The sequence below is a fragment of the Arthrobacter sp. 179 genome, assembly GCF_052379645.1.
In the GTDB taxonomy this organism is placed as follows: Bacteria; Actinomycetota; Actinomycetes; order Actinomycetales; family Micrococcaceae; genus Arthrobacter_H.
In genome coordinates, this window is sequence record NZ_JBQSYU010000025.1 from 20,305 (window position 1) to 34,248 (window position 13,944).

A 13,944-nucleotide genomic window follows, 5' to 3' on the forward strand; every position below is an offset into this window, starting at 1 on the left:
TTAAGCTGGACGGGGCCCGGGTGGCGCCGTGGTGCCCCCGGGTCGATTGTTGACCATTGATGTACGACGACGAAAGTGGATTTTGTGCGCAAGCTGCTGGCACTGGTTCTCGGGGTCGCGCTGCTAGCGCTGACCGCCTGTGGAGCCGGAACCCCGAGGACCGTGGGCGCGGCCGAGCCGCTCTCCTCCATCAAACTCACGCCCGGGGAGGATGAGGACTCGGCGCCGAAGGTCGAGTTCGATACCCCCTTGGAAGCCACCGAGCCCGGGGCGAAGGTCCTCGAAGAGGGTGACGGGGCCAAGGTGGAGGAAGGCCAGGACGTCTCCTATAAGTTGGCCGGATACAACATGAAGGACGGCAGCGAGGTCGGCAACACGTTCAAGGAACCGGCCATGACCCTCAGCGTCAATGACGACTTGAAGGAACAGGACGAGCAGATCCACGAGATCCTCGTCGGGACCAAGATCGGTTCCTGGGTTGCCTACGTCCATCCCAAGAACGCCGACGAATCCGATGACGACGGCGCCTCCGCCAACCCGAAGGATCCGTCCCAGATCGATCAGCTGCTGATCCTGAAGGTCGTGGACGCCAAGGACAAGATCAAGGTCGACTTCACGAAGGAAGACGGCGACGCGAAGAAGGACGCCGAACCCACCGCCGACATCGCCGAAGACGGCAGCGGCACCGTGAAGATCCCCGCCGGCAACGAACCGCCCGCCGACCTGAAGGTCACCACCTTGAAGGAAGGCGACGGCGACAAGGTCAAGAAGTCCGACACCATCACGGTGGACTATGCCGGGGCCCGCTGGGAAGACGGCGAACAGTTCGATTCCAGCTACGAGAAGGGCTCCCCGGCGACCTTCGGCCTGGATCAGGTCATCAAGGGGTGGACCGAAGGCCTCGAAGGGGTCAAGGAAGGCTCCACCGTCCTGCTGACGATCCCCAGCAAGCTCGCCTACGACGGCCAGGACGGCATGCCGCAAGGTACCCTCGTCTTCGTCGTCGACGTGAAGTCGATCGACAAGCCCGCGAAGTAGAAATCCCGGAACGGAAACAGGAGAAGGACGAATATGTCTTTTGGCAAACGCGAGTACGACCGCACCAAACCCGAAGTCGACTTCCCCACGGAAGGCGCACCCACCGAATTGCGTTCGGAGGACCTCATCGTCGGTGACGGCGCCGAGGCGACCGCCGGCGCCACGGTTTCGGCACACTACGTCGGGGTCGCCTGGTCCACGGGCGAGGAATTCGACGCCTCCTGGAACCGCGGCGAACCGCTGCAGTTCCGGGCCGGTACCGGACAGGTCATCCAGGGCTGGGACGAAGGCATCCTGGGCATGAAGGTCGGCGGACGCCGGCGCCTGGAAATCCCCTCGCATCTGGCCTATGGCGAACGCGGGGCAGGGGCCGCCATCGCCGGCGGCGAATCGTTGATCTTCGTGGTCGACCTGGTGGACGTGCGCTAGCAGTCCTCCCGCCACGACGGCGCCGTCCCCCCCACCGGGGGGCGGCGCCGTCGTGCTTTCTAGTAACGTGGGTCCGGTGTCTGCCAAACGTAATGCGGGTGCGCCTTCGCGCACGGAAAAGCTCGTCAGCCTCACCTATGCCCTGATGTCCCGACGCCGGGGCTACACCCGGGCCGAGCTGCGGGGCATCGTGGATGACTACCAGGATTTGTCCGACGAGGCCTTCGAGCGCAAATTCGAACGTGATAAGAGCGATCTGCGCTCCCTCGGGGTCCCGCTGGAATCCCTGGTCGGGGACACCTACTACGGCAACGACCGCCAAGAGACCCACTACCGCGTCCGCCCCGAGGAATACCGGCTTCCCGCGGTGTCCTTCACCCCCGAGGAAGCCATGGCCCTGGGACTGGCGGCCCGGGTCTGGAAGGATCCGACGATCGCCTCCGCCGCGGACCGGGCCTTCAACCGGCTCTCCCCGGGCGCCGCCGGAAGCCCCGACTCCGAGGGCGCCTCCTTCGAGACCTTCGAACCGAGGCTCCATGCCGCGGACGCCGCCTTCCGCGATGTGCTCGGCGCCGTATGGGATCGAACCCCGATCCGTTTCAGCTACCGTGCGGCCTCCGGGCAGAGCGCCGTGCGCACCATCGAACCCTGGGGCATCGGCAACCGCTTCGGCCACTGGTACCTCGTGGGCCGCGACCGCGACCGGGACGGCCAACGCATCTTCCGGCTCTCGCGGATCTGTTCCGAGATCGCCCGTCGCCCGGGCACCGTCGAGAGACCCGAAGGATTCCGCATCGCAGAGGTCCTGGACGGGCTGGACCCCGACACGGCCCGCCAACGGGCGAGGGTGCGTCTGGCCCCGGGGCGGGGACTGGCCCTGCGGAGCCGGGCGGTCGAGCCCGTCGACGGCACGGACCCGGGGCAACCACCTGCCGGGCAGGACCCCGAGGACACCGCCGATACCGTGTGCCTGGACTACCAGGACGACGAGGCGCTCAGCGCCGAAATCGCCGAACTCGGTCCGGCAGCGGCGGTCCTGGGCCCCGAGGGCCTGCGCGACGCCGTCGGACGCCGCTTGCAGGGGGCCTGCGAAGCACAAAACGCCCCGGTGCCGGCCTACTCCTTCGGACAGGCACGCCCCGGGGGCCGGCCGTCCTCCTCCGACGTCGTGGCCCGGGCCCTGGACATCATCGCCTACGTGGTGCGCGAAGGCGCCCCGCTGCTCGAGGACACCGCCGCGCGGTTCGGATTGTCCCGGCGTCGGCTGATCGAGGACCTGACCATGATCCAGCTCTGCGGGGTCCCCAATGGCCTGCCCGATGAACTGATCGACGTCGACCTGGAGGGGGACCGGGTCTCCATCGTCAACGCGGAGGGCCTCGCGGCCCCGATCCGGCTGAACCTCCTGGAGGCCTTCTCGCTGCTGGTCGGATTGCAGACCCTCCTGGACCTGCCCGGGACCACGGACCGCAGCGCCGCGCGGTCGGCGCTGGAGAAGCTGCGCGGGGCCGCGGGGGAATTCGCGGACATCGACCGGATCGCCTCCGCGCGGTTGGCAGCCACCGAGTCCTCCGCCGTCCGCGAGACGGTGAGCGCCGCCGTGGCCTCCGACGAGGTGCTCCAGCTGCGCTACCACCAACCCAGCCGCGACGAGATCAGCGACCGGGAGATCGAGCCGATCCGCCTCCTGGAGGACGGTGGCCGGACCTATGTCCAGGCGTGGTGCCGCAGCTCCCGGGCCAGACGGAACTTCCGGCTGGATCGGATCCTCTCCGCACGGGCCACCGGTGAGAGGTTCGTCCGCGAGGCCGAACGACACACCGTGGCGGAGGGCACGCTCTACACTCCGGCCCCGGAGGACATCGCCGTCGAACTCGGATTCGCCCCCCGGCTGCACCGGCTCGTCGAGGAATTCGCCCCGTACCAGAGCGCGAAGGCCAAGGACGGGACCCTGATCGCCGAGGTCGGTGTCCCGGCGCCGGAATTGCTGCCCGGGCTGGTGGCCCGGCACGGCGGAGGCCTGCGGGTCATCGCCCCCGACACCGCCGCCGACACCACGCGCCGCTGGTTGGACGCGGCCCTGGCCGCCCACGAAAACCGTCGCCCCCACCCCCTGACCAAGGAGAACGCATGATGCCCTGGTGGTTCTGGATCCTGCTCTGGGCCGTGCTGGCCCTGGCCACCCTCGTGTTCCTGGGCCTGTGCGCCCTGCACCTGTACCGCAAGTTCATGGTCATGTTCGATGAAGTGACCACGGCCGGGGACGCCCTGTCCCTGCCGCCGGGGGAAGCATTGGAAGAGGACCTCGGGGGCCGGCCGCGGCCGCCGGCGGGTACCGCGGTGTTGTTCAGGTCCCGCGACGCGGCCCGGCGGGAATATGACGCCGGGAAACAGGCCCGCCGCACCGCCCGCCGCGAGCGCAGGATCGCCGGAAAACATCGGCGGGGACAGGCCCAACGCGTAGGCGACCTGTACCGGCGTGACGTAGACTGAGAGCCAGACGAAAGGAAGTTCCACCCATGGCTGGTCTACAGGGATGGCATATTGTCATCATCGTTGTGTTGGCGCTGATTCTCTTCGGTGCCCCCAAACTCCCGGGGCTGGCACGTTCCCTCGGGCAGTCCATGCGCATCTTCAAGTCCGAGGTCCGCCAGATGAAGGACGACGATCCACAGGCTCCGCAGGACCCCCAGGATCCGACGGCCACCGACGAGCCCTACGAGGGCAAGGTCGTGGACCCGGAACACCGCGGCCCCAAGCGCTAGTTCCCGGTGGCGGAAAAGACAGGGCGTAAATCCAACCCCGAAGGGAGGATGGCGCTCAAGGCACACCTGATCGAGCTGCGGAACCGGCTCTTCATTTCCCTCGGTGCCCTTTTCGTCGCGGCGGTCGGGGGATTCTTCCTCTACCAACCGGTGCTCGGTCTGCTCTTCCAACCGTTGAAGGACGCCGGCGGGACGGCGAACTTCAATACGGCGGTCTCGCCTTTCGACATCATGATCAAGGTGTCGCTGTTCCTGGCCCTGATCATGGCCTCCCCGGTCTGGCTCTACCAGCTCTGGGCGTTCATCGTCCCGGGGCTGAAGAAGAAGGAAAAGCGCACCGCGCTGTCCTTCATCAGCGTCGCGGTACCACTGTTCCTCGGCGGCATCTACCTGGGCTACTGGGTGCTTCCCCACGCCCTGCTGTTCTTCCTGGGGCTGACCCCCGATATCGCGGTGAACCTCATCACCGTCCAGGACTATCTCACCTTCGTGCTGCGCCTGCTGATCGCCTTCGGCATCTCGATGATCATCCCCGTGCTGTTGGTGGGGTTGAACATGGTCGGGATCCTGCCCGGCAAACTGATCGTGAAGAACTGGCGGATCACCGTCTTCCTGATCTGCCTGGTGGCGGCGATGGCCGCCCCGGGCGGCGACGCACTGACCATGTTCGTCCTGGCCGGACCACTGCTGGTGCTCTTCGCCGCCGCCACCGTTTTCTGCCTGCTCAACGACCGGCGTCGGGCCAAACGCCGCCTCGAACAGCAAGAGGAGAACGAGAGGTTGATCGCCAACGGCGAATCCATCGACTGAGCCGTGGTGACGCCCGGGTAGGCTGGTTTTGTCCCCTGAGACGAGACACCAATGAAGGGGTGGTCAGGCATGGGCTCTCCAGCAGAGCAGTACGCCGCGTGGCGTGAACGCGCGGCCGAGGAAAAAACCCATTTCGGCGCGTTCCGCCGGAGCCTGGAATTCGAACTCGACGACTTCCAGATCCAGTCCTGCACCGCCGTCGAAGAAGGCCGGGGCGTCCTGGTGGCCGCGCCGACCGGCGCCGGGAAGACCGTGGTGGGCGAATTCGCGATCCACTGTGCACTGCAGCGGGGCATGAAGGCGTTCTACACCACGCCGATCAAGGCGCTGAGCAACCAGAAATACAACGAGCTGGCCGCCTATTACGGCCACGATCGGGTGGGGCTGCTCACCGGGGACACCTCGATCAACAGCGAAGCCGACGTGGTCGTGATGACCACCGAGGTCCTGCGGAACATGCTCTACGCGGATTCTGATACCTTGACCGGTCTGGCCTACGTCGTCATGGACGAGGTCCACTACCTTGCCGATAAGTTCCGTGGCGCGGTCTGGGAGGAAGTCATCATCCACCTGCCGCAGAGCGTCCAGGTCATTTCCCTCAGCGCCACCGTCTCCAATGCCGAGGAATTCGGCGGCTGGTTGGATACGGTCCGCGGGGATACCGCCATCGTCGTCACCGAACACCGTCCCGTCCCGCTCTGGCAGCATGTCATGGTCGGTGGCCGGCTTCTGGACCTCTTCGCCGGAAACCTCGCCTTCGACCAGGCGGCGGCCCTGGAGGACCAGGGCGCCGAACACAGCATTGCCGTGAACCCGGAACTCACCCGGCTGGCCCAACGCGATGAACGGCATCAATTCCGTGGCGGTGCCGGTCGGGCCCAGCGCCGGGGACGAGGCCATGCCGGGCCCCGCAACACCTCCGGACCACCCCAGAAACATCGGGTCTCCCGCCCCGAAATGGTGCTTTCGCTGGACCAGTCGGGACTGCTGCCGGCCATCTTCTTCATCTTCTCCCGCAAGGGCTGCGATGCCGCCGTCGCCCAATGCGTGCGCACCGGTTTCTTCCTCACCACCGAGGCCGAATCACGGATCATCGAAGAAGAGATCGACGCCGTGGCCCGGGAGATCCCGGCAGGGGACCTGGAAGTCATCGGTTTCTGGTCCTGGCGTGAAGGCCTCCTGCGGGGATTCGCGGCCCACCATGCCGGATTGCTGCCGATTTTCAAGGAAGTCGTCGAGAAGCTCTTTGCCCGGGGCGTGGTCAAGGCGGTCTTCGCCACCGAGACCCTGGCCCTGGGGGTGAACATGCCGGCACGGTCGGTCGTGTTGGAGAAGCTCGAGAAATTCAACGGGGAATCGCATGTCTCGATCACCGCCGGCGAATACACCCAGCTCACGGGGCGTGCGGGCCGGCGGGGGATCGACATCGAGGGCCACGCGGTGGTCCTCTGGCAGCCGGGCACCGATCCGGCGGCGGTGGCAGGTCTCGCCTCCAAACGCACGTACCCGCTGAACTCCAGCTTCCGCCCCACCTACAACATGTCGTTGAACCTTTCGGCGCAGTTCGGGATGGGGCGGGCACGCACCATCCTGGAATCCTCCTTCGCCCAGTTCCAGGCCGACCGTTCCGTCGTCGGGCTGGCCCGGCAGGTCCGCAGCCGCCAGGAATCAATGGCCGGCTACGAGGAATCGATGGCCTGCCACCTGGGCGACTTCAAGGAATACGCCCGGATCCGCCAGGAACTCGGGCAGGCCGAAAAGGATGCGTCGCGCACCGCCCACCGGATGCGTCGGTCGGCGGCCGAGGAATCCCTGGAACAGGTCGTCCCGGGCGACGTCATCGACGTGGCCGGTCCGCGCCGGCTGGGACGCTGCGTGATCATCGCCGTCTCCGATTCGCTGCGTGATCCCCGTCCGACGGTGCTGACCGAGGACCGCCAGGTCCGCCGGGTCGGGGTCCAGGACCTGGACGGCCCGATCGAGGTCATTTCACGGATCCGCATCCCGAAGTCCTTCACCGGCCGCACGCCGAAGGAACGCAAGGACCTGGCCGCCTCGCTGCGCAATGCGCTGCAGGAACAGCGGCCACCTCGTCGGGGGGCCAGCGGCTTCGACTTCCCGGGCACCGACCGGCAGGAAGCCCGCATCACCGAGTTGCGTCGGCAAATGCGTCGGCATCCCTGCCACGGCTGTTCCGAACGGGAGGACCATGCCCGTTGGGCCGAACGCTGGTGGAAGCTCAAGGCGGAAACCGACAGGCTCTCGGGCCAGATCTCCGGGCGGACCAACACCATTGCCAAGACCTTCGACCGCGTGTGCACGATCCTGGAACACTACGGCTACCTGGCCCTTCCCGAGGGAGGTTCCCCGGACGGGGAACTGGTGACGACGGCCTCGGGGAACCGGTTGCGACGCATCTACGGCGAACGCGACCTGTTGACGTCCCTGGTGCTCGAATCGGGTTGCATGGATCAGCTGGGGGCCGCCGAGCTGGCGGGGTTCGTCACCACGCTGGTCTACCAGGCCAAACGCGAGTCCACCGCCGGGCATCCCAAGATGCCCAGCCGGCAGGTCGAGGAAGCCTGGACGGTTGCGGTACGCAACTGGTCCGAACTGACCGACCTGGAGGAAGCCAACCGGCTCCCGGAGACGGGCGAGCCGGATTCCGGCCTCGTCTGGCCCATGTACCTGTGGGCGCGAGGGAAGGACCTGAAGGACTGCCTGCGCGGCACCGACCTGGCGGCCGGGGACTTCGTGCGCTGGGCCAAACAGGTCATCGACACCCTGGACCAGTTGGCCAAGGTCCCGGACCTGTCCCCGGTGCTGGCCGGGAGGTGCCGGGCAGCGGTGGACGCCGTGCGTCGCGGTGTGGTGGCCTACTCCAGCGTCGCCGACTAGGCACGCTTCCGGCAGGCCAACCACCACCGGGCATCAAGAACCACTTTGGGGGCGAGCCGTCGGGCCGCCCTCCTGCAGGGAAGGAAGTACACATGCCCGCACTGGTCATGTACCGCAACGGAGCCATCTACAGCGCCGCGGATCCATTCGCCACGGCAATGCTCATCGATGGAGGCTCCGTGGCCTGGGTCGGCCAGGAGGCGGCCGCGGACGCGCTGATCGACGAGAGGATGGAGATCGTCGACCTGGACGGGGCACTGGTGGCTCCGGCCTTCGTCGACTCCCACGCCCACCTGACCGAGACCGGCGTCGCTCTGGCCTCGCTGGACCTGTCGGGCTGTACCTCGGTGGACGGATTCCTCGCCGCGGTCTCCGAACGGGCCGCCACCCGGCCCGGCCCGGTCATCGGGGCCGGGTGGGATGAGAGCACCTGGCCCGAGGCCCGGACCCCCACGGTGGAGGAGCTGGACACGGCGGCTCCGGGCCGGGAGGTGTATCTGACCCGTGTCGACGTTCATTCGGGCCTGGTCAGCAGTGCATTGGCTGCTGCTGCCGGAATCCACGGTCTCGACGGTTGGGACGGCGGCCCCGTGGCCGTGCGTGAAGCCCATACCCGGGTGAGGGAGCACATTCTCTCCTTTGACGCCGGATCCCGCGCCGACCACCAGCGCCGGGCCCTGCAGCATCTGGCCTCCCACGGCTACGCGGCCGTCGCCGAAATGGCGGCCCCGCATATCGGGACCCGCGCGGATGTCTCGGCATTGAACGACCTGCTCGACGCCGAGGGCGAGGACCTGCCGGCGGTGCGGATCTATTGGGCCGAAACCGTCGACACGGCACAGCAGGCCCGCAGCCTGTTCGATGACTTCGATAGTCCACGGATGGCCGGGCTCGGCGGGGACCTGAACATCGACGGCTCGCTGGGCTCCCGGACCGCCTCCCTGCGCGAACCCTATGCCGACGCCCCCTCCACCAGCGGCTGTCTCTATCTGGACGCGGAAACGATCGCCACCCATGTCCAGGCCTGCACCGAAGCCGGTATCCAGGCCGCGTTCCACGTCATTGGCGATGCCGGCATGGATGAGGCGGTGGCCGGGTTCCGGCTGGCCGCCGACCGGCTGGGGATCGCGGCCATCCAGCGGGGTCGCCACCGGATCGAACATGCCGAGATGCTGGACGAGACCGCGATCGACACCTGGCTAGAACTCGGGGTCACGGTCTCCATGCAACCGCTTTTCGATGCCCTCTGGGGCGGCCCCCATGGCCAATACGAACAACGCCTGGGGGGTGAACGTTCGGCGCGGATGAATGAAGTCGGCCGTCTGCTGACCAGAGGGGTGCCGGTCTGCCTGGGCTCCGACAGCCCGGTCACGGAGATGAGCCCCTGGGCCACCGTCAAGGCGTGTCTTGAACACCACACCGAATCGTCCCGGATCTCGGCACGGGCCGCCTTCGTCGCCCATACGCGGGCCGGCTACCGGGGCTTCGGGGATCCGGACCCGTTGGCCGGTCAGCTCGTCCCGGGCTCGGAGGCGACCTTCGCAATCTGGGCGGCTTCCGAACTGGCGGTCCAGACCCCCGACGCCCGGGTGTCCTCCTGGAGCACCGACGCCCGGGCCGGGACCCCGATGCTTCCCGTGCTCGAGGACTCCCTGCCGACCTGCCTGGGCACGGTACGTCGGGGACGGAGCATCTTCCGTCGTGCGTGAGCGCCGCCCCGGCGATTTCCGATGCGCGGAAAGGGTGTCGCGACGCGCCGGGCCTGACTAGGTGGTACGCCTGAAAATGCTAGTCAGGCTTCAGTTGACAGGGCGATCTGAGCCGATAGGGTGGATTCTCAACGGCGATGGTAGGGAGTCCTACAACGTCGAGTCGGCATCACGGCAAATAAACAAAGGTCTGGCCCCGGGAGCAGTAGAAAACAAATTGCTTGTGCTTGAATGCACTCTTTTTGGTCCGAAGTTCCCGGGGTCTTTCCGTGCCCTCAGGTCGGTGAACGGTATACTTGGTCATTGGCTTTTCCCCACCCGGTCCTCCGGCGGGGGAGTGGACCGTTGGTCCGCAGTCGTGTCCGAAGGTCCCGAGGGATCGCATCGAGGCCCCTGGGGGGCCGCCGAGACAGTTCAGAAGGGTAAAACCGCGTGCGGGTAATCACCATCATTCCGACCTATAACGAGATCGAGTCCCTCCCCATCACGATCAAGCGTCTGCGCGAATCCGTCCCGGAGTCGGATGTCCTGGTGGTCGATGACAACAGCCCCGATGGCACCGGTGAGTTCGCCCGGAACCTGGGAACCACGGACCCGCAGGTCCATGTGCTGCACCGCAAGGGCAAGGAAGGCCTCGGGGCCGCCTATCTGGCAGGATTCACCTGGGGCCTGGAACAGGGCTATGACGTGCTCGTCGAACTCGATGCGGACGGATCTCACCAGCCCGAACAGCTTCCTCGCCTCCTCGAGGCGCTGAACACCCAGGGGGCCGACCTGGTCATCGGGTCCCGGTGGGTCCGTGGGGGCAGCGTCGTGAACTGGCCGCCCTACCGCAAGCTCATTTCCCTGGCCGGCAGCACCTACTCCCGACTGATGTTGGGGCTGGGCATCCGGGATATCACCGCGGGCTTTCGTGCCTTCCGCCGGGAGACCCTCGAAGCGCTGGACTTCAACGACATAGAATCCGTGGGCTATGGTTTCCAGGTGGACATGACCTTCCGGGTGGCACTGATGGGCAAGAAGATCGTCGAAGTCCCGATCACCTTCGTGGAACGCGAACTCGGGGTATCGAAGATGAGTGGGAACATCGTGGTCGAGGCCATGCTCAATGTCACCCGCTGGGGGCTGGGTGCCCGCTGGAGGAAGCTGACCGGAAAGCTGTGAGATCGTCCCACCGTGCCGTGGAATGAGAAGAGGCCGGTTCCCGCACCCCACAGGTGCGGAAACCGGCCTCTTTATTCTTTGTGCGTCCGGTCGAGCTCGACGAGCGGTTAGGCTTCGATCTTCTCGCCGCGGCCGGCGCGGAGCTTATTCAACCGATCCTTGAGGGTCTGTTCGAGCTCGTCGATGGAACGGCGCTCCAGCAGCATGTCCCAGTGGGTACGGACCGGCTTGTCCTTGGAGGTGTCCGGCAGTTCGCCGTCGACCAAGAGTGCTTCCTTGCCGGTCTTGGAGACCCAGGAGAGGGGAATCTCGGCCTCGGTGGAGAACATCACGAAAACCTGCTCCCCATCGGCGCAACGGTACTCCACGCGCTGACGCGGTGCCGGCTCCACCCCGGCTTCGGTCTCCATGCTCTGTGCGCCCAAACGCATTCCACGCAGACTGCGATCGCTCATGTTTTCTCCCTACTACGTTCTGCTGCTCTTCGGCATCATCCACTGTTTACAACGCCTGGGGTGGGGTAATCATTCCCCTGAGCCCTTGGCGGAAGCCACAAAGACACCAGTATACGCGTTGCCAGCCCACGTTGTCGTTTAACGAGGTGGGGCACGAAGGGTGTTCCCTCCGTGCCCCACCATCTGGTGTTATCAGCCGTGGAAACCTAGGGCTGCTTCGGGGCGCCCGGTGCCGTGGCGGCGCCGGCCGAATCGTCACCGTCCGTGAAGTTGCCCAAGGCCCCACCGATGCCCTTGAGGGCTTCGCCGACCTCGCTGGGGATGATCCACAGTTTGTTCGAGGAGCCCTCGGCCAGCTTCGGAAGGGTCTGCAGGTACTGGTAGGCCAGCAACTTCTGGTCCGGGTTTCCGGCGTGGATGGCGTCGAAGACCTTCTCGATCGCCTGGGCTTCACCATCGGCGCGCAGGATGGCGGCCTTGGCGTCACCTTCGGCAGCGAGGATGGCAGCCTGACGCTGGCCCTCGGCGGTGAGGATCTGGGACTGCTTGGTGCCTTCGGCGGTCAGAATGGCGGCACGGCGGTCACGCTCGGCGCGCATCTGCTTCTCCATCGAGTCCTGGATGGACAGCGGCGGGTCGATGGCCTTGAGCTCCACCCGGGAAACGCGGATGCCCCACTTGCCGGTCGCCTCGTCCAGGACGCCGCGCAACTGGCCGTTGATCTGGTCACGGCTGGTCAGCGCCTCTTCGAGGTTCAGGCCGCCGACGACGTTACGCAGCGTGGTGGTGGTCAGCTGTTCGACCGCCTGGATGTAGTTGGCGATCTCGTAGGTGGCCGCCCGCGGTTCGGTGATCTGGAAGTACACGACGGTGTCGATGGAGACCACGAGGTTGTCCTCGGTGATCACCGGCTGCGGCGGGAAGCTGACGACGTTTTCACGCAGATCCAACAGCGGCAGCAGGCGGTCCACGAATGGGATCAGCAGCGTCAGGCCCGGTCCGAGCGTGCGCTGGTATTTACCCAGCCGCTCCACGATGCCTGCCCGCGCCTGCGGGACGATGCGTACCGATCGCAGGAGCACGATGATCACGAAGACCGCGAGTACTGCCAGGACTATGCCTAGGCCTGTCATTGATGGTTCCTCTTTTCCTTATGGCCCTTCGCAGGGCATTGGACTGACCAGATCCGGATGTTTCCTTCTCCGGCCGTGTCGAAGTACTAGTTCTCGTGTGGTTCCGCGGCGCGCATCGTGATGTACGCCGTGGCTCCATCGATGCTCACGACGGTTCCGTACATCCCGGGAGCCAACGCGGCGTCGTCCTGGCTTCTGACGCTCCAGGTCTCTCCGCCGATCTTGGCGCGGCCACCGAGTTTCGTGGTGGGTTCGAGCACGAGGGCGTCCTGGCCGACCAGGCGATCGACATTGGTCAGCCGGTCGGCGGGGCCCTTATGCAATTGCCGGAGGGCGATCGGTCTGATGAAGAGGATCATGGCCAGGGAAACGAGGCAGAAGGCCAGGGCCTGAAGCCAGAATTCTCCGCCGGCGAGGGCCACGACGACCCCACCGAGTGCGCCGGCACTGAGCATGATGAAGTACAGGTCCAGCGACATCATTTCGATGATCGCCAGGATCAGGAACAGTGCGAGCCAGAAGACCCAACTGTTCTCGAGGACCCATTCGAACATTTCGTCACCCGCATGCGTTGGGAGGGCGCTTGCCACCCTCGGTCCTACCATCTTGCATGATGAGTGCCGGTGGGATCGTCACCCTTGGGAGGTATGTTCGAGTCCTTCCGCTGGTCCGCGCGCTATCGACGGCGAAACACCTGCAGGCGGAAGGCGGCGGTGACCCGGGCCGGCATCGGGTGGGTCTGCAACCGGGAGCGGGTCGACGCGTCATCGTGGTGGTGGCCCGCCGGGCCCATCGTGGCCAACCGGACGGCGTCGTCCGTGGAAAGCTCCAGCGAGGAACGGATTTCCCGGGTGTGGACGGCCTCGAATTCCGGGCCCACCGCCGCGGCCACGGACTCGTCCTTCCCGGCCGCGATGCCGAGCAGCCCCAGGGGCACCGTGGCTTCTGCCAGATGTCCGGGCAGGGGAGTGGCCACCAGGGCCAGCCCGCCCGGGGCGATGACGCGGGCAAATTCCTTGCCGTTGCGAGGGGCAAAGACGTTCAACAGGAGATCGACGCCGGCGTCGGCAACCGGAAGCGGACGCCAGAGATCCCAGACCAGCGCCCGGGTCCGGGGAAGCCTGGCGGCACGCCGCATGGCGTACCGGGAGATGTCCAGCGCAAGGGCGGGCGGCCTCTGGCCGCGGGATCCGGCCAGGGCCGAGGCCACCGCGTCGAGGTAGTACCCCGTTCCGGCGCCGGCATCGAGAAGTCGCGGGACCCGGTCCGGAAATCCCGTCAGGGCCTCCTGGGCGAGGGCGTCGGCCAAAGGTTCGTAGTGTCCGGCAGCCAGGAAGGAGGCCCTGGCCTGGACCATGGCGGCCGTATCTTCCCGAAAGGAGGTGCCCCGGCCGGTCAGGAGATTGAAGTAGCCCTGCTTGGCGGCATCGTAGCGATGCCCTGTGGGGCAGGTGAGCGTGCGCTCCCCGGAGGAAGCCGCTGCCAGGGTCCCGGCGCAGAGCGGGCAGCGCAGGGGGACCAGATCATCGCTCATGGCTATTTC

At 66.4% G+C, this 13,944-nt stretch carries 13 protein-coding genes; 9 read left to right on the forward strand and 4 right to left on the reverse strand.

Features of this window, described 5'->3' with window-relative positions:
* Positions 1-75 precede the first annotated feature (75 nt).
* The 9 genes from ACT3UE_RS13420 (at position 76) to ACT3UE_RS13460 (ending at position 10,813) form a co-directional block, all read left to right on the forward strand.
* Positions 76-1,038, forward strand: coding sequence for an FKBP-type peptidyl-prolyl cis-trans isomerase (locus ACT3UE_RS13420; protein ID WP_444566873.1), 963 nt, complete (start codon positions 76-78; stop codon positions 1,036-1,038).
* A 33-nt stretch (positions 1,039-1,071) separates the two neighbouring features.
* Positions 1,072-1,467 carry an FKBP-type peptidyl-prolyl cis-trans isomerase gene (locus ACT3UE_RS13425; protein WP_444561406.1) on the forward strand — a complete coding sequence of 132 codons (396 nt, stop codon included), beginning with the start codon at positions 1,072-1,074 and terminating at the stop codon, positions 1,465-1,467.
* 76 nt (positions 1,468-1,543) lie between these two features.
* The gene (locus tag ACT3UE_RS13430) at positions 1,544-3,601 is read left to right on the forward strand and encodes a helix-turn-helix transcriptional regulator (RefSeq protein ID WP_444566874.1); all 2,058 of its coding nucleotides are present in this window, start codon (positions 1,544-1,546) and stop codon (positions 3,599-3,601) included.
* On the forward strand, positions 3,598-3,960 hold the full coding sequence (locus tag ACT3UE_RS13435; RefSeq protein WP_444561404.1) for a hypothetical protein: 363 nt from the start codon (positions 3,598-3,600) through the stop codon (positions 3,958-3,960). The genes ACT3UE_RS13430 and ACT3UE_RS13435 overlap by 4 nt, the downstream gene beginning before the upstream one ends.
* 26 nt (positions 3,961-3,986) lie before the next feature.
* Positions 3,987-4,232, forward strand: a complete 246-nt coding sequence (gene tatA / locus ACT3UE_RS13440; protein WP_444561403.1) for a Sec-independent protein translocase subunit TatA — start codon at positions 3,987-3,989, stop codon at positions 4,230-4,232.
* A 48-nt stretch (positions 4,233-4,280) separates the two neighbouring features.
* Complete coding sequence (gene tatC / locus ACT3UE_RS13445; RefSeq protein WP_444561402.1) at positions 4,281-5,042, forward strand: twin-arginine translocase subunit TatC; 762 nt, start codon at positions 4,281-4,283, stop codon at positions 5,040-5,042.
* Between the two features lie 51 nt (positions 5,043-5,093).
* A complete protein-coding gene (locus ACT3UE_RS13450; RefSeq protein WP_444561401.1) occupies positions 5,094-7,940 on the forward strand; it encodes a DEAD/DEAH box helicase in 2,847 nt (948 codons plus the stop codon).
* 92 nt (positions 7,941-8,032) lie between these two features.
* The gene (locus ACT3UE_RS13455; RefSeq protein WP_444554675.1) at positions 8,033-9,649 is read left to right on the forward strand and encodes an amidohydrolase; all 1,617 of its coding nucleotides are present in this window, start codon (positions 8,033-8,035) and stop codon (positions 9,647-9,649) included.
* Positions 9,650-10,081: 432 nt separating this feature from the next.
* On the forward strand, positions 10,082-10,813 hold the full coding sequence (locus tag ACT3UE_RS13460) for a polyprenol monophosphomannose synthase (RefSeq protein ID WP_444554674.1): 732 nt from the start codon (positions 10,082-10,084) through the stop codon (positions 10,811-10,813).
* Between the two features lie 107 nt (positions 10,814-10,920).
* Here ACT3UE_RS13460 and ACT3UE_RS13465 read toward each other — a convergent pair whose 3' ends face one another.
* The 4 genes from ACT3UE_RS13465 to ACT3UE_RS13480 all read right to left on the reverse strand — a co-directional run bounded on the left by ACT3UE_RS13465 (position 10,921) and on the right by ACT3UE_RS13480 (position 13,935).
* A complete protein-coding gene (locus tag ACT3UE_RS13465) occupies positions 10,921-11,268 on the reverse strand; it encodes an RNA polymerase-binding protein RbpA (protein WP_444554673.1) in 348 nt (115 codons plus the stop codon).
* Between the two features lie 206 nt (positions 11,269-11,474).
* Positions 11,475-12,401, reverse strand: coding sequence for an SPFH domain-containing protein (locus tag ACT3UE_RS13470; protein ID WP_444554672.1), 927 nt, complete (start codon positions 12,399-12,401; stop codon positions 11,475-11,477).
* 86 nt (positions 12,402-12,487) lie between these two features.
* Complete coding sequence (locus ACT3UE_RS13475) at positions 12,488-12,955, reverse strand: NfeD family protein (protein ID WP_444554671.1); 468 nt, start codon at positions 12,953-12,955, stop codon at positions 12,488-12,490.
* Positions 12,956-13,077: 122 nt separating this feature from the next.
* Positions 13,078-13,935, reverse strand: a complete 858-nt coding sequence (locus tag ACT3UE_RS13480) for a putative RNA methyltransferase (protein WP_444554670.1) — start codon at positions 13,933-13,935, stop codon at positions 13,078-13,080.
* Between the last annotated feature and the right edge of the window lie 9 nt (positions 13,936-13,944).

Excerpts from the sequence above, each read along its gene's own strand:
- ACT3UE_RS13425 (WP_444561406.1), top strand. The coding sequence starts at position 1,072 with ATGTCTTTTGGCAAACGCGAGTACGACCGCACCAAACCCGAAGTCGAC.
- ACT3UE_RS13435 (WP_444561404.1), top strand. The coding sequence starts at position 3,598 with ATGATGCCCTGGTGGTTCTGGATCCTGCTCTGGGCCGTGCTGGCCCTG.
- tatA (WP_444561403.1), top strand. The coding sequence starts at position 3,987 with ATGGCTGGTCTACAGGGATGGCATATTGTCATCATCGTTGTGTTGGCG.
- tatC (WP_444561402.1), top strand. The coding sequence starts at position 4,281 with ATGGCGCTCAAGGCACACCTGATCGAGCTGCGGAACCGGCTCTTCATT.
- ACT3UE_RS13450 (WP_444561401.1), top strand. The coding sequence starts at position 5,094 with ATGAAGGGGTGGTCAGGCATGGGCTCTCCAGCAGAGCAGTACGCCGCG.
- ACT3UE_RS13455 (WP_444554675.1), top strand. The coding sequence starts at position 8,033 with ATGCCCGCACTGGTCATGTACCGCAACGGAGCCATCTACAGCGCCGCG.
- ACT3UE_RS13465 (WP_444554673.1), bottom strand. The coding sequence starts at position 11,268 with ATGAGCGATCGCAGTCTGCGTGGAATGCGTTTGGGCGCACAGAGCATG.
- ACT3UE_RS13470 (WP_444554672.1), bottom strand. The coding sequence starts at position 12,401 with ATGACAGGCCTAGGCATAGTCCTGGCAGTACTCGCGGTCTTCGTGATC.
- ACT3UE_RS13475 (WP_444554671.1), bottom strand. The coding sequence starts at position 12,955 with ATGTTCGAATGGGTCCTCGAGAACAGTTGGGTCTTCTGGCTCGCACTG.
- ACT3UE_RS13480 (WP_444554670.1), bottom strand. The coding sequence starts at position 13,935 with ATGAGCGATGATCTGGTCCCCCTGCGCTGCCCGCTCTGCGCCGGGACC.